At 66.9% G+C, this 21,034-nt stretch carries 15 protein-coding genes; 10 read left to right on the top strand and 5 right to left on the bottom strand.

The features are described 5' to 3' along the window. Nucleotides 1-85: 85 nt before the first annotated feature. The 4 genes from ACQP2U_RS34115 to nudC all read left to right on the top strand — a co-directional run bounded on the left by ACQP2U_RS34115 (nucleotide 86) and on the right by nudC (nucleotide 10,325). On the top strand, nucleotides 86-3,967 hold the full coding sequence (locus ACQP2U_RS34115; protein ID WP_433711262.1) for a PD-(D/E)XK nuclease family protein: 3,882 nt from the start codon (nucleotides 86-88) through the stop codon (nucleotides 3,965-3,967). Next, nucleotides 3,964-8,208, top strand: a complete 4,245-nt coding sequence (locus tag ACQP2U_RS34110) for a UvrD-helicase domain-containing protein (protein WP_433711260.1) — start codon at nucleotides 3,964-3,966, stop codon at nucleotides 8,206-8,208. The genes ACQP2U_RS34115 and ACQP2U_RS34110 overlap by 4 nt, the downstream gene beginning before the upstream one ends. Nucleotides 8,209-8,343: 135 nt before the next feature. Beyond that, entirely contained in the window at nucleotides 8,344-9,399 is a 1,056-nt protein-coding gene (locus ACQP2U_RS34105; RefSeq protein WP_433711259.1) for a potassium channel family protein, read from the top strand. A 23-nt stretch (nucleotides 9,400-9,422) separates the two neighbouring features. Next, nucleotides 9,423-10,325, top strand: a complete 903-nt coding sequence (gene nudC, locus ACQP2U_RS34100; RefSeq protein WP_433711258.1) for an NAD(+) diphosphatase — start codon at nucleotides 9,423-9,425, stop codon at nucleotides 10,323-10,325. A 61-nt stretch (nucleotides 10,326-10,386) separates the two neighbouring features. On the opposite strand, the gene ACQP2U_RS34095 is transcribed toward nudC, so the two are convergent. Next, nucleotides 10,387-10,617 (bottom strand): mycoredoxin, encoded by a 231-nt coding sequence (locus ACQP2U_RS34095; protein WP_364356912.1) that lies wholly within the window; start codon nucleotides 10,615-10,617, stop codon nucleotides 10,387-10,389. Between the two features lie 118 nt (nucleotides 10,618-10,735). On the opposite strand from ACQP2U_RS34095, the gene ACQP2U_RS34090 reads away from it, so the two are divergent. The 5 genes from ACQP2U_RS34090 (at nucleotide 10,736) to ACQP2U_RS34070 (ending at nucleotide 15,154) form a co-directional block, all read left to right on the top strand. After that, nucleotides 10,736-11,089, top strand: a complete 354-nt coding sequence (locus ACQP2U_RS34090; RefSeq protein WP_433711257.1) for an SRPBCC family protein — start codon at nucleotides 10,736-10,738, stop codon at nucleotides 11,087-11,089. Continuing rightward, entirely contained in the window at nucleotides 11,086-11,532 is a 447-nt protein-coding gene (locus ACQP2U_RS34085) for an EVE domain-containing protein (RefSeq protein ID WP_433711255.1), read from the top strand. The genes ACQP2U_RS34090 and ACQP2U_RS34085 overlap by 4 nt, the downstream gene beginning before the upstream one ends. Further along, nucleotides 11,525-11,983, top strand: coding sequence for a MarR family winged helix-turn-helix transcriptional regulator (locus ACQP2U_RS34080; protein WP_433711254.1), 459 nt, complete (start codon nucleotides 11,525-11,527; stop codon nucleotides 11,981-11,983). The genes ACQP2U_RS34085 and ACQP2U_RS34080 overlap by 8 nt, the downstream gene beginning before the upstream one ends. Before the next feature lie 82 nt (nucleotides 11,984-12,065). Next, the gene (locus ACQP2U_RS34075; protein ID WP_433716666.1) at nucleotides 12,066-14,240 is read left to right on the top strand and encodes an ATP-dependent DNA helicase UvrD2; all 2,175 of its coding nucleotides are present in this window, start codon (nucleotides 12,066-12,068) and stop codon (nucleotides 14,238-14,240) included. A 593-nt stretch (nucleotides 14,241-14,833) separates the two neighbouring features. Next, a complete protein-coding gene (locus tag ACQP2U_RS34070; protein WP_396958728.1) occupies nucleotides 14,834-15,154 on the top strand; it encodes a WhiB family transcriptional regulator in 321 nt (106 codons plus the stop codon). 155 nt (nucleotides 15,155-15,309) lie between these two features. On the opposite strand, the gene ACQP2U_RS34065 is transcribed toward ACQP2U_RS34070, so the two are convergent. The 3 genes from ACQP2U_RS34065 to ACQP2U_RS34055 form a co-directional block, all read right to left on the bottom strand. Beyond that, nucleotides 15,310-16,662, bottom strand: a complete 1,353-nt coding sequence (locus ACQP2U_RS34065) for an ABC1 kinase family protein (protein WP_433716665.1) — start codon at nucleotides 16,660-16,662, stop codon at nucleotides 15,310-15,312. A 75-nt stretch (nucleotides 16,663-16,737) separates the two neighbouring features. Then, nucleotides 16,738-17,601, bottom strand: a complete 864-nt coding sequence (locus ACQP2U_RS34060) for a hypothetical protein (protein WP_433711252.1) — start codon at nucleotides 17,599-17,601, stop codon at nucleotides 16,738-16,740. An 88-nt stretch (nucleotides 17,602-17,689) separates the two neighbouring features. Beyond that, complete coding sequence (locus ACQP2U_RS34055; RefSeq protein WP_433711250.1) at nucleotides 17,690-19,099, bottom strand: zinc-dependent metalloprotease; 1,410 nt, start codon at nucleotides 19,097-19,099, stop codon at nucleotides 17,690-17,692. Nucleotides 19,100-19,226: 127 nt separating this feature from the next. Here ACQP2U_RS34055 and ACQP2U_RS34050 point away from each other — a divergent pair, with 127 nt between their 5' ends. Further along, nucleotides 19,227-20,252: a YlbL family protein gene (locus ACQP2U_RS34050; RefSeq protein WP_433711249.1), complete on the top strand. Its 1,026-nt coding sequence runs from the start codon at nucleotides 19,227-19,229 to the stop codon at nucleotides 20,250-20,252. Here ACQP2U_RS34050 and ACQP2U_RS34045 read toward each other — a convergent pair whose 3' ends face one another. Further along, nucleotides 20,253-20,834, bottom strand: coding sequence for a PPA1309 family protein (locus tag ACQP2U_RS34045; protein WP_433711247.1), 582 nt, complete (start codon nucleotides 20,832-20,834; stop codon nucleotides 20,253-20,255). It lies immediately after the preceding gene. Nucleotides 20,835-21,034: the final 200 nt, after the last annotated feature.

Raw genomic sequence — 21,034 nt, 5'->3', positions numbered from 1 at the left:
AGTGGCGCATCTGGAAATCCGCCGCAGATCCAGGCGCTGTGTCCGACCTCACCGATCGGTGAATCGCCCGCGTGGCGTGTCGGAGGTGTCTGTTGCAATAGCCCGCGTGGTGCGATCGGATAGCGCGGTGCGACTTGTTCGCCGGAATGTGGCGGCACCCCCGGCTCGGACCTGGGGTGCCGATGTCCGCGCGCTATTCGATGCCGCGGCGACGGTCGGCCCGATTCGGCCGGACTGGCGGCCGTGGCAGGTGCTCGGCGGACCGGGAACCGGCAAGACAGCACTGCTGATCGATCTGGCCGCCGACCGCATCGCCGCGGGCGCCGACCCGGAATCGGTGCTGGTACTGACCCATTCGAAGCAGGCGGCGAGCATGGTGCGCGACGCCATTACCGTCCGGCTGACCGATCCCGGCTCCGCCGAGGGCGGGGTCCCCGGCGCAACCAGGGAACCGCTGGTGCGCACACTGCATTCCTACGCGTTCTCGGTGTTGCGCAGACATGCCAGCGCGCACGGCAATCCGCCGCCGCGTTTGCTGACCGGTGCCGAGCAGGATGCCGTACTGCGCGAAATGCTGCGCGGCGATCTGATCGATATCGCGGCCGGAGCCAGCGGTCTGTGGCCGGAGCGGCTGCAGCCCGCACTGGGCCTCGGCGGATTCGCCGAACAGTTGCGCGATCTCATGCTGCGGGCCACCGAACGCGGACTCGGCCCCGAGGATCTGGTGCGGCTCGGCCGCGAGCACGGTCGGCCGGAATGGGTGGCGGCGGGCAAATTCGCGGTCCGCTACGAGCAGTCGATGCTGCTGCGCTGGTCGGTCGGGGTGGAAGCGCCCGAGGCGACCGCGCCCGCGCTGGACGCGGCCGAACTCATCGGGGCCGCGCTGGATGCGCTGGCCGGCGATGCCGATCTGCTTGCCGCCGAACGGAATCGGATCCGATACCTGCTGGTCGACGATGCCCAGCATCTGGATCCGCAGGCCGCGCTGCTGGTGCGGGTCATGGGTACGGCCGCGCATACCTCGGTCGTGGCGGGCGATCCGGACCAGGGCGTATTCGCCTTCCGCGGTGCGGATTCGCGCTTTGTCGCGGAGCTGGCCGCACCGGATGGACAGCGAATCATCCTGCGGGACAATCACCGATCGGGTGGCGCGGTGGAACTGGCCGTCGCGCGGATCGCGGCCAAGTTGCCAGGCAGTGCGCCACAACGCTTTTCGGCACCTGATCACGCGGCCGCAGCGAAGGACGACGACACCGAGGTGCGCGTGCGGGTACTCGCCACTCCCGCGAAGGAAGCGGCCCTGATCGCCGACCATTTGCGCCGCGCCCACCTCACCGATGGTGTGCCGTGGTCGCGCATGGCGGTGATCGTCCGCTCGGTGCCGTTGTCATTGGCTCCGCTGCGCCGCGCCCTATTGGCGGCCGGAGTGCCCGTACAACAGCCCGCACTCGACGCGCCATTGGCGCGCCGCCGCGGCGCGGCCTGGATGCTGCTCGCATTGCGCGCGGTGCTCGCGGAGGATGCGCAGCAGCGTGGTCGTCGACGTGCGGCCGATGCGATGTTCTCGGCCGAAGACGCCTTGGATCTGCTGGCCGGACCACTCGGCGGCGCCGATCAGATCAGTTTGCGCCGGTTGCGTCGCGGTATTCGACGCAGTGTGCTGGAGTCCGCACGCAGCGAAATCAAGGCCGCACGAGCATCTGCGAGTTCCGCGCCGGGTGATGAACCCGATTGGACCGCTGAGGGTTTCACACCGGGTGAGGAAGCGTTCCCGCCGGACGAGGAAAGCTTCGCCGCCGGGGCGGACAGCTCCGAACGGAATGTCACGACAGCTGAAAGCAACATCGGCCAAGTCGAGCGGATCACCGACGATGCCGATTGGTATGGCATCGAGCCGGAATTCCGTAGCCGAGATTTGGAATGGCAGAGTGCCCAGTCCGGATCGGACATCGACGAGGCGGGGCGGGGTACGGATGACGCTGAGTTGGGTGCGGGTGAGGCCGAACGGAACGCACTGCGAACCGATCAGGGAGACGCAGTCGCTTCCGCGCGGAGCAGCGGCGACCCGGAAGGGGACTCTTCGGCACCCGAACCGGACGACAGCGATTCGGAATGGCGTGGGTATGTCGACAAATCCTCGGCGGAGGTGCTGCGTGATCTGCTGATCGGCCGCGCCGATCGTCGGATCATGGCGCGGCTGACCGATGTCGAGGCGGGGCCCCTGAAGCGGGTGTTCGATTCACTCGACCGGGCAATCAAGACTCGGCGCCGCGGTGCCGGCCTCGAGGATGTGCTGTGGGCGCTGTGGACCGGGTCGCGGTTGGAGCGTCGATGGGTGGCGCAGTCCGAACGCGGTGGGGCGGCGGGTATGCAGGCCGATCGCGATCTGGATGCCGCCGTCGGACTATTCGATGCCGCAGCCGCGTACGTGGATCGACTGCCGCGCGCGAGCATCGAGGGTTTCGTCGAATTCCTTGTGCAGCAGGAGATTCCGCACGACACCAGGTCGCTGACCGCGGCGGGAAATGCGGTCGCGCTACTCAGCGCGCATGCGTCCGCTGGCCGGGAGTGGGATGTGGTCGCGGTCGCCGCTGTGCAGGAAGGTATTTGGCCGAATCCACGCCCGCGCGGCACCCTGCTGCAGACCGAGGATCTGGTCGATCTCACCGCGGGCATTATCGACGCGGGGGAGGTGGTGAGTCGTGCCGCTCCGATCATGGCCGAGGAGCGCAGATTGCTGCTGGTCGCGTGCAGTCGGACCAGGCGCTCGCTACTGGTGACGGCCGTGGAATCGGTCTCGGGTGAACGCGATCTCGTCCCCTCTCGGTTTCTGGCTGAACTCCTCGGCCACGACGATGACAGTGAACCCGGCGCGCTTCCGGTCGCCGATCCGGGGCGCGCTCTGGTCATGCATGCGCTGGTGGCCGAATTGCGCGGGGTGGTTTGCGATTCCGAGGCCGAACCAGAGCGCAGACGGCGTGCCGCCCATCAACTCGCCCGGCTGGCCCACGCCGGGGTGCCGGGTACGCATCCCGACCAGTGGTACGGCACAGCTGATCTCAGTTCGTCGCGTTCACTCTGGGATGACGACGAGACCGCGGTTGCCCTGTCCCCATCCACCGTCGAGCTGTTGCGCACTTGCCCGCTGCGCTGGGCACTGGAACGTCACGGCGGCACCGACGGCGATAACCCGCACGCCGTCAAGGGCAATCTGGTGCACACCCTCGTCCAGGCGCTGGCGGGCAAGGTGCCCGAATCACAGGTCCGTGCCGCATTGGACAAGGCATGGCAGGCCATCGATCCCGGCACCGGCTGGCATTCCCGCCAGGAACTGCGCCGCACCGAGGCCATGCTGGAGACCTTCATGGCCTGGGTGCGCAATACCCGGGGTGAACTGACCCAGGCCGGTGTGGAGGTCCCGGTCGACTGCGTCCTGCCACCGCGCACGGAAGACGAACCCGCCGTGCGGATCCGCGGCCGAGTCGACCGACTGGAGCGCGATGCCTTCGGCCGGTTCGTCATCGTCGATGTGAAAACCGGGAAGTCGCCGGTCACCAAACAGGCCGCCGCCGACCACGCCCAGCTCGCCACCTATCAGGTAGCGGCCGCCGCTGGCGCACTCGACATCACCATTGCCGAGTCCACCTCCGAATCCGACCGCGCGCAGGACGAATCTGCCGCAGGCGAATCGGGTCCGTACACCAGCGAGACCGGCCCCACAGGCGAACCCGGCGGTGCGCGGCTTGTCTACGTCGCCAAGCCCAGCAGCAAGGAGGGCGCAACGCAGCGCATGCAACCTCCGCTGGATGCCGAAGCGCTCGACAAATGGCGTGGCACGATTCATGATGCCGCTGCCGCAACCCAGGGCCCGAGCTACCTCGCCATGCGCAACGACGGCTGCAGGCACTGTTCGGTCGCGGGCAGCTGCCCCGTCCAGGACACCGGAAGGCAGGTGACCGACGAATGAACGCCACCGTATCGCCGAACCGGCTCGCGGAGGCGCTTGGCCTGCCGACACCCACCGAGGAGCAGGCCGCGGTGATCGCGGCCCCACCAGGACCGACCCTGGTGGTGGCCGGTGCGGGCGCGGGCAAAACCGAGACCATGGCCGCCCGCGTGGTGTGGATGGTCGCGAATCGCCTGGTGCTGCCCGACGAGGTCCTCGGTCTGACCTTCACTCGAAAAGCCGCCCAGCAGTTGACCTCCCGCATCCGCACCCGGCTGGCCCGGCTGGCGGGTTCACCGCTGCTGCGCGACCTCGACACCGGCGGTGAGCTGCGCGCCCAACTCTCCGGCGCCGAACCCGAGATCAGCACCTACCACTCATATGCGGGCCGCCTGCTCACCCAGCACGGCCTGCTGCTGCCGGTGGAACCCGCCGCGACACTGCTCACCGAAACCCAGCTGTGGCAGCTCGCCCACCAGGTGGTTCGCAACTGGGACGGCGACCTCGACACCGAGCGCACTCCGGTCTCGGTGACCGAGGCGGTGCTCGCGCTATCCGGTCAACTCGCCGAACATCTGGTGGAACCCGAACAGCTCGCCGAGGCCCATACCGAACTCGAAAAACTGGTGCACACTTTGCCTGCCGGCCCACGCCAACGCGGCGGACCGAGCCAGGCCCTGCAGAATATCGTCCAGGTGCAGCGCGAACGGGTCGCCCTGCTGCCCCTGGTCAAGCAGCTGGCCGAGGCGTTACGCCGGCGCGGCGCACTGGATTTCGGCGCGCAGATGTCTCTGGCCGCACGCCTCGCCGCCGAACATCCCGAAGTCGCCGCCGCCGAATGCGCCCGCTTCCGCCTGGTCCTACTCGACGAATACCAGGACACCGGCCACGCCCAACGCATTCTGCTCGCTTCGCTTTTCGGCGGATTGCCTGCGCAACCGCAGGCCAGGCGCGCACGCAAGGCCACCGCTCCATCGAAGTCCAGCGCTGACATCGGGGTCGACCAGCTCCCGTCGTCCCATACGCCGATCGACCCCGACGTTCGCCGGGCCGAACCTCGCTCCGACGGCGGTGAGTTCGATGCCGGTGGGGGCGACTTCGGCTCCGACCGCGGTGCGTTCAAGCCTGACGGAAGCGACCCCGGCTCTTATCGGAGTGTGCCCGACGCTGGCGGAAGCGGCTCCGGCTCCCATCGGGCCGACTCGGAGGTTCGCCGGAGTGACGGCGATGCGAGACTCGGGCGTCGGTCCGATGCTGAGCAAAGGACAACCAGTCGTGGCGAACAGCGACTGGCGGTGACCGCGGTCGGCGATCCGATGCAGTCCATTTACGGCTGGCGCGGCGCGTCGGCAGCCAACCTGCCCAGGTTCGCCACCGATTTCCCGAGCGCTCCAGGCGTTCCCGCGCCGATCCTGCCGCTACTGACCAGCTGGCGGAACCCGCCGGAGGCATTGGCTTTGGCGAATCTGGTCGCCGAACCATTGCGCCGAAATGCCATCGACAGCGGCGGCGTAACCGTCGACGCACTGCGCGCGAAACCCGATGCCGAGCCGGGCGTTGTTGCTCTGGCTCTCACCGAAACCATTGCCGACGAACGGAATTGGGTGGCGGTCCGGATCGCCGCGGAATGGGCGGTGAAACGCGAGGCGGGGGAGCCGCCGCCGACTTCGGCGGTACTGGTGCGTCGCAATGCCGATGCCGCCCCGCTTGCCGAAGCTCTACGCGAACAAGGCCTTCCGGTGGAAATCGTCGGCCTCGGCGGTCTGCTCGCCACCCCTGAGGTCGCCGATATCGTCGCGACGCTGCGGTTGATCGCCGAACCGGGTGCGGGCAGCGCGGCCATGAGGATACTCACCGGCGCTCGCTGGCGCATCGGCGTCGCGGACCTCGCCGCCCTGGCCAGCCGCGCCAGAGATCTGTCGATCGGCCGTCTGCACGGCAATGAAGTCAACGAGATCACCGATTCGACCGCACTGGCCGAGGCATTGCGCGAGGTGGCCCCCGAACCGGCCGAACAGGCGGGCCTGGCCGATGCGATCGCCGACCCCGGTCCACCGGAACAGTATTCGGAGTCCGGATTCCAACGCATCGTCGCATTGGGCCGAGAACTCGCCGCATTGCGTGAGCGCAGCGGTCAGCCGCTCGCTGAACTGGTCTCGGATGTGGAGCGCACCATCGGCGTCGGCGTGGAAACCCAGGCTCGTCGCGCCATGCTCGGCGCCGGTGCGGGACGCGAACATCTGGACGCCTTCGCCGAGGTGGTCGCCGGTTACGCCAGCGATTCGGGCGCCTCGCTCGGCGGCCTGCTCGCTTTCCTCGCCGCCGCCGAATCCGTTGAAAACGGACTCGAGCCGGGCGAAGTCGAGGTCGCACGGGATCGCGTCCAGGTGCTGACCGTGCACGCGGCCAAGGGGCTGGAATGGGAGATCGTCGCGGTACCGCACGTGACGCGCGGCGTCTTTCCCTCCGGCGCGGCCTCGGGCACCTGGCTCGGCGCGCTGGCCGAACTCCCCACTTCCCTGCGCGGTGACCGCAGACAGGACGATGCCGCCGAGGGCGTGCCCGTACTCGACCTCGCCGATCTCTACGACCGCGCCGATCTGGAACGAGCGATCAAGTCCCACAAGGAGTCCCTGGACCGCCGCCGCATCGACGAAGACCGGCGCCTGTTCTACGTCGCCCTCACCAGAACCGAACGCGTCCTGTTCGTCTCCGCCCACCACTGGGCCGAAACCGGCACCGCACCGAAGGGCCCATCGGATTTCCTCCTGGAACTCAAACACGCCAGCGAGGCCCCTGACAGTCCGACCAATGGCGCGGTCACCATCGACCGGTGGGACGATGCCCCCGACGTCGATGCCGTCAACCCCTTCACCGACAACCCCGCAACCGCCGAATGGCCCCGCGACCCCCTCGGCAAGCGCCGCGACCCGATCGAACAGGGTGCATCCCTCGTCCGCGCCGCCCTCGCCGAACTCGCGGCGCAACCCACAGACGTCACCAACCGTACGGCCCAAGCCACTACCCGTGACAAAGCAACTGCCTCAGTCGATTTCGCGGACCTCGCGCCCCATGACATCGACATGGCACCGACTGTAGACCCTGCCACCGACAACTTTGCCGCCCCGATGACAACGGCTGCTCGCGCCGATGATTCCGCCGCCGCCGCACTGTCGGTCGATCCGTATGCCGATGTTCCCCCGCCCGACTTTCCCGATGCGCCCGCAGTATTCGATGACTCCTACGAACTGTCCGCGAACACCCTTGGTGCGCCGGATCCACACCGTGAGGACGAATCCCAGCCGCCCACACACGAACTCGAACCATATCCCGACGAGTTCGGGCCTTCCCCCAGCGCCTTCGAACCCGTTCCCGACAAGCTCGAACCATCCCTCAGCGACTTCGAACCGAGTCCCGACGAGTTCGGGCCTCCCTCCGACGACTTAGTGCCGCCCTTCGACGACTTAGTGCCGCCCCCCGACGAATTCGCCCCATCGACCTCTGAACCCGCACCACCCCGAAGCCATTCGCTCGACCCCGCCGACCCCGATGGCTGGGCCGCCGACGTCGACGCCCTCCTCGCCGAATTCGAAGCCGACCAAGCCATCGCCCAGGAAGTCGAACTCCCCGGCCAGATCGCCGCGACCGCCCTGGTCGAAATGCGTGCCGACCCAGCCGAACTCGCCGCCCGCCTGCGTCGCCCACTGCCCTTCCCACCGAACCCGCTGGCCCGCCGCGGCACGGCCTTCCACGCCTGGGTGCAGCGCTGGTTCGCCGCCGACCGCCTGCTCGCCTTCGACGAACTTCCCGGTGCTGCCGACAACACCGCCGCTGACGCGGGCCTGGACACCGAGTTGGTCACCATGCAGGAGTCTTTCCTCAACTCGCCATGGGCCCATCGCAGCCCGCTCGAAGTAGAGATCCCCTTCGAAACCTCCATCGCCGGCACGGTGATCCGCGGCCGGATGGACGCGGTCTTCGCCGAACCCGGTGGCGGCTGGATCGTGGTCGACTGGAAAACCGGCGCCGAACCCGCACCCGCCGACGAGCCCGCGGTCGCCATGCAGCTGGCCGTCTACCGATTGGCCTGGGCCAGGCTGATGGCGGCGCGCGACCACGGCACCGAGACGGAAATGCTCGAACGCGTCGGCGCCGCATTCCATTACGTGCGGACCGGGCGCACCATCGCACCCGTCGAGCTTCCCGGCCCGGCCGAACTGGCCGAGCTGATCCGGAATGCGGCGCCGACGCCCCCGCAATGATCCAGAGATTCACCCACCGTTCGCGTCGGCGCCAGGCATGGGTGCCGGGACCCGGTAGGCTGCCGTGCGTGCCGGAGGGACAAGCAACGCCGGAGACGGCCGAGACCGTGGCGAGTACAGGGGCGGGTGCGTCCGGTGTTCGGTGATCGCGCACGCAGTGTCGGACTGTCCAGTCGTCCGGATTTCGCGCTGGTCGGGGTGTTGCGCATTCCCGAAATCCAAACCAGCCCATGGGCTTCACTGGTGCGCAGGGTGCTCTTCGCGATCGGCCTGCTGTTCGCCGCGGCGCTGGTGGTGTATTTCGGTCGCGCTGGGTACCACGACAATTCCGGTGACGAGCTGTCGTTCCTCGACGCCTTCTACTACGCGACGGTATCGCTGTCGACCACCGGTTACGGCGATATCGCGCCGGTGACTCCCGAGGCCAGGTTGGCCAATATCGTCATCATCACCCCGCTACGCGTGCTCTTCCTCATCGTGCTCGTCGGTACCACCATCGGCGTGCTCACCGAGCGCTCCCGGCAGGCATTCAAGATCCAGCGTTGGAGGCGCAGCGTGCGTAATCACACCGTGGTCGTCGGATACGGGACGAAGGGCCGCACCGCGATCGACGCCATGCTCGGCGACGGCGTACAGCCCGCCGATATCGTCGTGGTCGATACCGATGCGGTCGCGCTGGAGGGCGCGGCGAATGCGGGTCTGGTGACGGTGCACGGTTCGGCCACCCAATCCGATGTGCTCAGGTTGGCCGGTGTGCAGCGGGCCGCCTCGGTGGTGGTCGCCGCCAACCGGGACGACACCGCCGTTCTGGTGAGTCTCACGGCGCGCGAGCTCAATAAGAGCGCCAAGATCGTGGTCGCCATCCGGGAGGCCGAGAACACCCACCTGCTGCGCCAGTCCGGTGCGGATTCGGTGGTCGTTTCCTCCGAGACCGCGGGCCGGTTGCTCGGCATCGCCACCACCACCCCCACCGTGGTGGAGATGATCGAGGATCTGCTGACTCCCGAACAGGGCTTCGCGGTCGCCGAACGCGATGTGGAACCGTCCGAGGTCGGCGGCTCCCCGCGCCATCTCAGCGATATCGTGCTCGGCGTGGTGCGTGGCGGCGAGCTGATCCGAGTGGGCGAAGCCGAGGTGGATGCGCTGGAAGCGACCGACAAGCTGCTCTACATCCGGCACGCACGCCGGTAATACCGGCACGATAGTCTCGAACCGTGGCCTCTGGATTTCAGCTCAATGGTGTTCCACTGCTTTCGCGTTCAGTGCTCGACCGTGCCGAGGAGATCCGGGCCGACGAACAGGCGCTGAAGGAGGGCTGGGCCGATGCCGAGTTGCTCCGGATCAATAAGCGCGGGCAGTTCCGCTTCGACGATGGTGCGTTGGTACTGGAACCGGCGATCGAACTGGCCGCCGAGCCGAGTCGGGCCGCGGTATTCCTCGGCATTCACGGCGGCAAACATGTGTGGGCCGTACGTGATGCCGAACTACAGGGCACGCTGACCGATCTGCGCGCCATGGCGGGCGGCCTAGACGATCTCACCGCCGACCTGCTCACCTCCGCCATGGCCCTGCTGAACTGGCATGACAAGGCCGGATTCCATGCCGCCGACGGCACCGCGTCCACTGCGACCAAGGGCGGTTGGTCGCGGGTCACCGAGAGCGGCCACGAGGAGTTTCCGCGGATCGATCCGGCCGTCATCTGCTTGATCCACGACGGCGGCGAGCGGGTTCTGCTGGCCCGCCAGCACACCTGGCCGAAGACGCTGTTCTCGCTGCTCGCCGGATTCGTGGAGGCGGGGGAGTCGTTGGAGCGATGCGTCGAGCGCGAGATGCGCGAGGAAGTCGGACTCGACGTGCGCGATATCACCTACCTGGGCAGTCAGCCGTGGCCTTTCCCGCGCTCGCTCATGCTCGGCTTCGCCGCCATCGCCGATCCCGATCAGCCGCTGATTTTTTCGGATGGCGAGATCGCCGAGGCCTACTGGTTCACTCGGGCCGAGGTGCGCGAGGCGCTGGCCGTCGGTGACTGGTCCGCCCAGAACCAGGGCGCACGGTTACTGCTGCCGGGCTCGATTTCCATCGCACGCACGATCGTGGAGTCCTGGGCCGCGCTCTGATCGAAGACATGGGAAAGTTCCGTGCGGGCTACTCGGTCCGCACGGAACGATCGCAGCCTGATCAGGCCAGCGCGGCCAATGCCTGTTTGACCGCGGCCAGCGACGGATTCGTCGCCGTTGACCCATCCGCGAACTTCACCGTCGGCACCACATGGTTGCCGCCGTTCACACTGCCGACGAATTCGGCCGATGCGGGATCGTCTTCGATATCGATCTCGACATAGCTGATGCCGGACTCGTCCAACTGCTTCTTCAGCCGTCGGCAGTAGCCGCACCAGGTGGTCGAGTACATCGTCAGAGCGGGAGTCACGTCAGTCACGGACGGTTCAACATTTGACGGCCCGATCCTGTTCCGCCGGACTCCGAATCCCGACTTGCGCATGGATTTAGTAAGCGCGCATACTAAATCCATGACAACGATCGCCACCGCACAGGCCACGTCGACCGCGGCGCCCGCCGCCTTCTTTGCCAAATGGGCGGATATGGCCACCTGGCCGGAATGGAACAACGACACCGAATGGGTCCGTCTGGACGGCCCGTTCGCGCAGGGTGCCACCGGCGCTTTGAAGCCGAAGGGCGGTCCCGAGGTGCCGTTCGACCACCAGATAGCCACCGGCCCCGAGCGAACAACGGTGACGGTGACCGTCTCGATCGAGGGACCGCTGAGCTGGTTCTGGACCAAGGTGATGGGCGCGGACCTCGCCGATTCGGTGGAGCCCGATCTGCGTGCGCTCGTCGCCGCGGCTGAGGCGGTGCTCGTATGAAGTACTGGCTGGGGGTGGTCTCCCGGGATCATGTGCGCCGCGGTGTCGAACTCGGCATCGCCCAGGTCAACCATGGCAAGCGGACGCCGCTCGAACGCATGCGTCCCGGCGACGCATTCCTCTATTACTCGCCGCGCGAGGGTATGCGCAGCGGTGCGCAGATCCGATCCTTCACCGCTATCGGCACCATCGACGACCGGCCGGTCTGGCAGGCGGATCCGCAGGAAGGTGGCTGCTTCCAGCCGTGGCGGCGCGCGGTGCACTATCGGACCGATGCTCGCGAGATACCGATCGACGAACTGCGCGGTGAACTGGATCTCACGAGTACGCCGAATTGGGGCATGGTGCTGCGCCGTGGACTGGTCGAACTGACCGCGCACGATTTCGCGGTGATCGCACAGGCGATGATCGATGAACCAGTGGTAAAGGAGGCAGATGAGTGAGGACCGCGGCCTGCGCAGCCGATTCTCCGAGGCGGACGAAAGTCCCGGCCTCTTGCTCTGGCAGGTGACCAACCGATGGCAGGCCGCTCAGCGCGCGGCCCTCGCCTCCTACGACCTCACCCACGTGCAGTTCGTCCTACTGGCCGCGCTGACCTACCTCGCCGCGGGACGCGACGAACCGGTCATGCAACGCGATCTGGCCGCCCACGCCGCCACCGACCCGATGATGACCTCCCAGGTTTTGCGCGCACTCGAGCAGAAGGGGCTGCTCGAGCGCCGTGACCATCCGCACGACCGCAGGGCCAAGGCCCTCGTGCCCACCGAAGCCGGTGTGGCACTGGCGAATCGGGCGATAATCGCGGTCGAGAACTGCGACCACGAATTCTTCGCCCCGCTCGACGGCGATACGAGCGCGTTCGCGAGTGCGCTGCGTCGCCTACGCGATCGTTAGCCGCGCGACAGAGCCCGCGAAACGCGGAGTCCGATCCGGACCGGATCCCTTGCGCGACCACTTGTCGGCGGGCACTGCCATGATGTGTGTCGTGTCGGCAACCAGTACGAGTGAGTCCACCCGCCCGGAGTTGGACTCGCTGGACCCCGAACAAGCCGCGGCCGTCCGTGCGCCCCGGGGTCCGGTCTGTGTGCTCGCCGGTGCCGGTACCGGCAAAACCAGAACCATCACCCACCGCATCGCGCATCTGGTTTCCGCCGGACACGTCAAGGCCGACCAGGTGCTCGCGGTGACATTCACCGCGCGCGCGGCGGGGGAGATGCGCAACCGTCTGCGTGCGCTCGGTCTCGGCGGCGAGGCCAATCAGGTGCAGGCGCGCACCTTTCACGCGGCCGCGCTACGCCAGCTCAAATACTTCTGGCCGCAGATCGTCGGCGATGTGCCGTGGCAGTTGCTCGATCGCAAATTTCCGGTCGTGGCACAGGCCGCGCATCAGGCCGGATTGTCCTCGCACACCGAAGCCGTGCGCGATCTGCTCACCGAAATCGAATGGGCGAAGGCCACTCTCATCGCGCCGGAGGACTATCCGGCGGCCGTGGCCAAACACCGCCGCGAGCCGCCGTATGACCCGATGCGGGTCGCGGCCGCCTACAGCGGCTACGAGAAGTTGAAGGCAACACCGGACGGACTACTGCTCGACTTCGACGATCTGCTGCTGCACACCGCCGCCGCGCTGGAGGACTACGCGTCGGTGGCCGACGAATTCCGCGGGCGCTACCGCAGTTTCGTGGTCGACGAATATCAGGACGTCACGCCATTGCAGCAGCGGGTGCTCGACGCCTGGCTCGGCGACCGCGACGATGTGACCGTGGTCGGCGACGCGAACCAGACGATCTACTCCTTCACCGGTGCCACCCCGAGTTATCTGCTCGACTTCTCCCGCCGCTTTCCGGAGGCGACGGTGGTCCGGCTGGAACGCGACTATCGCTCGACGCCGCAGGTGGTCTCACTGGCCAACCGGGTGATCGGCGCCGCGCGCGGTCGCATCGCGGGCACCCGGCTGCAACTGGTCGGCCAGCGCGACGACGGCCCGGAACCGGTATTCGCCGAATTCGATGACGGCCCGGCCGAGGCCCATGCGGTCGCGCGGTCTATCAAGAAACTGGTCGCCGCGGGCACGCCCCCCGCCGAAATCGCCGTGCTCTATCGGATCAACGCGCAGTCCGAAGCCTATGAACAGGCACTGACCGAACTCGGCATTCCGTACCAGGTCCGCGGTGGCGAGGGGTTTTTCGCCCGAAATGAGGTCAGGCAAGCCATATCCGCACTGCGCCAGGTAGCCGCTCGCGAGGATCTACCCGACCAGTCCCGCAGTGGTAAGGCCTTGGTTACCTTGGTGCGCGCCGCACTCGCGCCCGTCGGACTTACCGCAACCGAACCCGCGGGAGCCCAGGCGCGCGAGCGTTGGGAAGCGTTGATGGCGCTTGTGCGCCTGACCGAAGAGTTGGTCGACCACGACGACGCACTCGACCTGATCGGCTTGCTGCGCGAGTTGGCCGCACGCGCCGAGGCCAGGCACCCACCCACCGTCCAGGGCGTAACCCTCGCATCGTTGCATGCGGCGAAGGGCTTGGAGTGGGACGCGGTATTCCTGGTCGGCGTCGCCGACGGCACGCTGCCGATCGCCCATGTGCTCGGCGACGACGGCTCGGTCGCCGATCAGGCGGCGCTCGAAGAGGAAAGGCGACTGCTCTACGTCGGCGTGACCAGGGCACGCGAGTATCTGCAATTGTCCTGGGCGCTCTCGCGCGGCGGGGGCAGTAGGCGTACGCGGCGGCGCTCGCGATTCCTCAACGGCCTGGTGCCCGACGACTCGCCGGCCTCGCGAATCGCCGCACCTGTTGCCGACACTGCCTCGAATGGTGTGCGCCCGACCTGTCGGGTATGTGCCAAACCGTTGATCGGCACCTACGCCACCATGCTCGGCCGCTGCCGCCGCTGCCCGGCCGAACTCGACGCCGAGCTACTCGCGGCGCTACAGGCGTGGCGCGAGGAGAAAGCGCAGGATCTGCGGGTGCGCGAGTTCGTGATCTTCACCGACACCACACTCACCGCGATCGCCGAGCAACTGCCCGCCGATGACAACGCACTCGCCGCCATACCCGGAATCGGGGCGAAGAAGCTCGAGCAGTACGGGGCCGAGGTGTTGTCGATAGTGGCATCGCGGCTGCGGTCAAGCCCACAAAACCGCAGGTAGAAAATAGGTTGTCGCAATGAGCGGCAACACATATGGTGGATTTCACGCACCGGGAGGTCATCTCGGCGCGCAGAGTTACCGACACGAGTACAGGAGGGAGGCAGACCGATGAATGGCAATACGAACTTCAGCGCCACTGGCGTTGCGGTGAATGCTGCGCCCGTCATGTCGGCCTCCCGGGGGATCCTCGCTGCTTTGCAGGGGATCGGTCTGTCCGGTGTCGGCGTATTCGGGGAGCAAGGCAAAGCCATGAGCATGCATTCCCCGAGTCGCGTCGTCATTCAGGACAAGCCAAGCGCGGGCTGGCACCCGGCCTTTGCCATTACGGCAGAAGCCGGTGTCTTCGCAGTTGAGGCCGGATATGCACCGGCAGATCTGCGGGCAGCACGCCTCCGCCGCACCGCACACCCAGCGACCGTGATCAGGATTCGACAGAGATGTCGAACTAGGTAGGGAACACCCCCCGACCTCCTGGCCACGGATCGCCCGAAGCGAAACCGTGGCCAGTATTTTTACCGGCCCTTCAGCCCACCGGCCTCGGTTTCGCGGAACGAACGAAACGTACCGCTGCAAACGAGCTGAAGGAGAACGACGTGTTCACCGCAGAGAGGCCACAAGCCACTACTGACGTGACATGCCGAACCGTGGCACGGCCCACCCGCCCCCGGGAGGTCACAAAGGTCCTGCCTTGTCGAGCCGGAGACCCCGATCTCTGGTTCGCCGAGAGCCCGGTCCAGTTGGAGCAGGCCAAGGCGCTGTGCGCGTCCTGCCCCATCCGAAAGGGCTGCCTGACCGCGGCCATGGATCGGGGCGAGCCGTGGGGTGTCTGGGGCGGTGAGATCTTCGACCAGGGTGTCGTGATCGCCCGCAAGCGCCCGCGTGGACGTCCACGCAAGGTCGCGATCTCGGCATGAGATCTGTGATTCCCCTCCCTCCGGTCGCTGAGGCCTATCCGGATACGGCCGAATCCGTTCCGGGTAGGGCCCAGGAACGAGAAAGCAAACAAGCCGCTCACCGTGAGATCCGGTGGGCGGCTCGTTTGCGTTCTCGGCCAATCTCTTTCGAGCTTTCAGCTAGCGGAGCGCTCCTCGCGGAAGCCAGGCATCCAGGCCCGCACCAGTTGCATGAACGGGAGCTCCGCATCGAGCTGGGCCAGAATGCCGACCGTACCGCTGAGCACGCGGAAGATCATCAGGTACTGCGTGGGCAACTGTAGTGCCCGCGCGGTCTTCATATCCGGACTGCCGATATCGGAGGCCTTACCCGCCACCCGCTGCATCCACTTGCGGGTGAAGTGGAACGAGTCGGTCTGGATCGGATCGGTGAACGGCCGCAGATAGTCCGCGATCTCCTTATCGGTAACGGTTCGGCCCGGAATCACCCAGCCGTTGTCGTACATGAGCTCGACCAGTTCATCGAAGCGTTCGTCGAGTGCGAGGGCCAGCATCCGGCCGAGGGCCTCTGGGAAGCCATCGGGCATGGGCGCGCAGGCGCCGAAATCGATGACGGCCAGTTTGCCGTCGGACAGCATCATGAAGTTGCCGGGATGCGGATCGGCGTGCAGCAGACCGACGGTCTCCGGCGAGGAGAAGTGCAGTTTGCCCATCAATCCGGCGACCCTATTGCGCAGCGGACGGGTGCCTTCCGGATCCTCGACCCCCTGCTTGATGATTTGTGAGACCGGCGTGCCGTTCAGCCATTCGGTCACGATCACCTTCGGCGCGCTGGCCACCACCTTCGGCACCACGATCTCCGGGTGTCCGTCGAAGGCCTTGGCGAAGGCGCGCTGATTGGCGGCCTCGTTACGGTAATCGAGTTCCTCCTCGGTGCGCTCGGTGATCTCGGCGAGCAGCGGCTTCACGTCCGCGCCCGGAATCACCGAAGCGATCAGACCGGTCATCCGCGACAGTGTCTTGAGATCGGCGCGCAGCGCCTCGTCGGCACCGGGATACTGCACCTTCACCGCGACGGCTCGGCCGTCCGACCACACCGCCTTGTGCACCTGGCCGATGCTCGCCGATGCGGCCGGGGCGTCGTCGAAGGCTGTGAAGCGCTGCCGCCACTGGGTGCCGAGCTGCTGGTCCAGCACCCGGTGCACGGTCTCGGCGGGCATCGGCGGCGCGGCGGCCTGCAGTTTGGTGAGTGCCTCGCGGTAGTGCTCGCCGAATTCCTCGGGCACCGCGGCCTCCATGACGCTCAGCGCCTGACCGAACTTCATCGCACCGCCCTTGAGCTCACCGAGCACGGTGAACAACTGCTGGGCGGCCTTCTGGTTCAACTGAGCGTTGATCTCCCCCTTATCGCCACCGGCCAGCTTCTTACCGAATCCGACGGCGGCTCGTCCGGCGATACCCAGCGGAATCTTGGCTAACTTGGCATTGCGGGACGAGCGACGGCGCACGATCTCAGACACGTAACCCATCATGGCGGACGGACCCGTGCGATCGCCACGACAATCTTGGTGTCGTTGCCTAGCGGACTGTAAGAATCGACACTCTCATCCAGTCGGAGCAGAGAAAATACGGCGGCATCCGCAGCCGTCGTGCTGCGGCCATTCCCGCCGCGAGATCCGGTGTGTATCGAGTTCGAGTTCGATCGTGGTGTTCATCGTGTCGAGCTGACGCTCAGGAGAACAGTCCATGATCGCCTCGAGTTCGCCGAGCAGCAATGCCGCCGTCGCCAGGATTCCGGCCGGTGAGGCGTGCCCGACTCGGCCGAGCAATTGGCTCGCCAGCTGCGGCCACTCCGGGTCGTACTCACAGCGGGTCAGATCGAGGCAGCGCAGACAGCTCGTCAAGCCGGGAAAGACCAGCGGTCCAACTACGCCTTTGCCATCGCGAATGCGCACCTGCACATGTGGAATCCCGTGCAGCACAAGGTCATTGGCCAGGCGCGGTTCGATCACGAGCGCATCGGTCAGCACCACGAGCTCACCGTGCCAATCCAGCACCGAACTATCAGGGCGGTACCCGCGCGAGCGCATCGGCCGCAGCCCGAGCCGCCGCAATCCGGTCGTGACGGCATCCGAGAGCGGGCCGAGCCCGTGCACCCGCACCGAACGCAGCCGTCCCAGTCGCGGATCCGCATGCAGCAGCAGACCCGCGTCATTGATGCGATTCAGCAGCTCCGCCGCGTCCTCGGGTTCGATCCCACATTCCCCGGCCCGCCAGATGACCTGCGGGCGACTGTGCATACCGTCGAGCAGCCGCAGGAATGCCAGCACGGTATCGGTATCCAATGCGGTCCGATCCAGTAGTAGCGCCCGCTCCGGATCCCACCCCAATTGCACGACCCCGGACGACCGAACCAATACGGTCACCCGCGGCGCCAACATCGGCCCGCACATCCGCCTCGTCGTCATGGCAGCAGTATGCGGAGCGGGTCATCGACGAATCAGCGCGAATCCTGTAATAATCCACAGGAATTCGCGCTTATCAACAGGACACGTCTCAGGACGCGTCGGTGTCCTTGCCGAGGTCCGGGCCGGATTCGCCGTCACCCTTGGCGGCCTCGCGTTCGGCCTTTTCGCGTGCCTCGGTTTCGGCCAATTGGGCCAGCGGATCGTCGAAGGCGTCCACGCCGCCGCCGATCACCGAATCGATGAAACCCGCGGGGGAATCCAGATCATTGGAGTCCGGCAGTAGATCCGGATGCGCCCAGACGGCGTCCCTGGCGTCGATGCCCGCATCAGCGGTGAGCCGCCGCCATAGCGCCGCCGCTTCACGTAGCTTGCGGGGCCGCAGCTCGAGTCCGACCAGCGTCGCGAAGGTCTGCTCGGCCGGACCGCCGGTGGCGCGGCGGCGGATCAGCGTTTCGGCGAGTGCGCCCGCGCCGGGCAGGCGGTCACCGATCGCCTCGGTGACCACGACCTGCACCCAGCCTTCGATCAGGGCCAGCAGCGTCTCCAGCCGCTCCAGCGCCTGCTTCTGCTCCGGGGTGGTCTGCGGTTCGAACGCGCCCTGGGACAGGATCTCCTCGAGTTTCGAGGGATCGGTCAGCGACATCGGATCGATATTCTGGGCCGCCGATTCCAGCGCGGAGAAGTCCATCTTGATGCCGCGCGCATAGCCCTCGACCGCGCCGAGCACCTGCTGACGCAGCCACGGCACGTGTCCGAACAGGCGCTGATGGGCGGCTTCGCGGGCCGCGAGGAAGACCAGGATCTCGCTTTCGGGCTGCTCGAGTCCCGCGCTGAACTCCGAGATGGCCGCTGGCAGCAGTGCCGCGGTGCCGGTCGGGCCGAGCGGCAGTCCGATATCGGTGGAGGTCAGCACCTCCTTGGCGAGTTGGCCGAGCGCCTGCCCGAGCTGCGAGCCGAAGGCGAGTCCGCCCATCTGGCCGAGCATGCCGACCATCGGACCGGCGAATTCGCGTGCCTCCTCGGGCAACTGCGCGGTCCACATGCCAGAGATCTGTTCGGCCACCGGATCGCACAGCCGCTTCCAGGTCGGCAGCGTTTCCTCGATCCAATCGTTGGCGGTCCAGGCCGCGGTTCTGCTGGCACCCGCGGGCAGGGTGGTCGCGCCGTCGAGCCACAGTTCGGCCAGACGCGCGGCATCGGCAACGGCCTTGACCGTGCTCTCGGAGACCGGCGTCACACTCGTGCCGAGCTGCTGGCGGGCCAATCGCTTGGCCACGTCGTAATTGACCGGGCCGGATTGCGCCGAACCGGGTTGCCCCATCCCGCTGAGCATCTGGCCGAGTGAGGTGAGCATCTGACCGAGCTGGGCCGGATCGAAACCACCCGCACCCGCCCCACCGAAACCGAACGGATCATTCGCCCCGGCACCGCTCGGCTCGTCGCCGCGGTTGCGGTCGTCATCATCGCGGTTCGAGAATCCGAAGGGGAGGTCACTCATACTGCAAACCTTACGCGCGCGGTGTAGGGGGTCGATGTTCGCGCGGCGCGAAATCCCCGGCGCGCGTACGCCGGTAAATATGCGCCTCGCACGAACGGGCGCGATGGCGATCACTACTGTGGTCCAGGTGAATCGTCGGATCCTGACCCTGGTGGCCGCCCTGATCCCGGTGCTCGTCCTCGGTGTGGTGGGCAGCCTGCTCACTGTGCCCTTTGTCGCACTCGGGCCGGGACCCACGTTCAATACCCTCGGCTCGGTCGATGGCAAGCAGGTCGTCGACGTCCGCGGCGCCGAACTCGACCCGGTGACCGGTCATCTGAATATGACAACGGTCTCGGTCCGTGACGGACTCAATATCTTCGAGGCGTTCGGGTTCTGGGTCAGCGGCGAGCACGGACTGGTCCCGCGCGCCGAGGTATACCCACCCGGTGTCCCGCGCGAGGAGATCGATAAGTCCAACCAGCAGGACTTCAAGGATTCCGAGAGCAATGCCGAAGTGGCGGCGCTGCACTTGCTGAACCTGCCGACGGTGGTGCTGGTGCGCAAGGTCTCCGACGACGGTCCGGCCAAGGAGACGCTGAAGGCGGGCGACGAACTGGTCAGCGTCAACGGCGCACCGATCGCCACGCCCAAGGATGTCGTCACCGCGGTGTCCTCGCAGGCGCCGGGCAGTCAGATCACCGTGACCTACCGGCGCGAGAACACCGAACAAACCGCGACTATCACTCTGGCCGCGCGCCCCGACGACGCGAACAAGGGCTATCTCGGCCTGACCCCGACCGAGGGGGCGCGCCCGCCCATGGAGGTCTCGTTCAACCTCGCCGATATCGGTGGACCGTCGGCCGGTCTCATGTTCAGCCTCGCGCTGATCGACAAGCTCACGCCCGGTGAACTCGACGGCGGCAAGTTCGTCGCCGGTACCGGAACCATCGATCAGGACGGCAAGGTCGGCCCGATCGGCGGCATCCAGTACAAGATGATGGCCGCGCGCGATGCCGGTGCGGAGACCTTCCTGGTCCCGGCCGCCAACTGTAATGAGGCCAAACAGCGCACACCCGACGGCCTGCGCCTGGTGAAGGTCGAAAACCTCACCGGCGCGGTGCAATCCCTCAACGACATCAACGCCGGTCGCCAGACCGTCTCCTGCGGCTGATCACTCCATGGTGTGGTGCAGTGCCTCGATGAGGTTGGGCGCCAGATTCGGATAGGTGCGCAGGTCGAGATCGCCGAAGTCGTCGACGTCGTCCTCGGGTTTGACCTGCAGTAGGCACAGATCCGCGCCGGTGCGCAGTACCGCGGCGAAGAGCCGGGCCGTGCGGCGCCCCGGATGCGTCTCGGCGGCGGCGCGCGCTGCGGCGTCGGCGGCCTCATGATCGGCGAGTAGCGGGGTGAGCGCGTCGTCGAGGGTGGTCTCGGCATCCGGCGGCAGCACGACGATCTCTTGGACGAGCACGCAGCCGCTCACGGCATCGGGCCAGCTGGTGGTGGCGAGGAATTCGTCGAGCGCCATCGATCCGCCGGTGATGTCCGCCGGGAAGGACTCCTGGGCAATGGGAGTCAATTCGCTGCCCTGATCCAGCTGATCGAGCAATCCGGGCTCAGCCGCGACCAGATCGACAGTCGGCACCAGCGCGAACATCTGCGGCGGTCTGCCCCAGCCCTCGGCATCGACGAATTCCGCCACTTCACGGACGGAACGGGCGAGGACGAGTTCGGCGTGCAGGTCTGCGGTCACATCGATATCCAATCAAACACTCGGAATCGATAGGTCGGTGCGTGCGTAATCGCAGACCAATCGCAACCCACCGGTCTGTACCCTCTCAGATTCCGTAGAGTGGGCCGAAACGGTCCGCTTTGGACCACCTGCAACATCGGACTGCGGTGTCACGGCTGAGAAATCGGTGCGCGCGCCGCCGGACCTTGGAGAGTGGCATC

Source organism: Nocardia sp. CA-084685, from assembly GCF_050955785.1.
GTDB lineage: Bacteria > Actinomycetota > Actinomycetes > Mycobacteriales > Mycobacteriaceae > Nocardia.
Note: the sequence above shows the minus strand (reverse complement) of the source record. Positions and strands in the feature narration are given on the sequence as shown.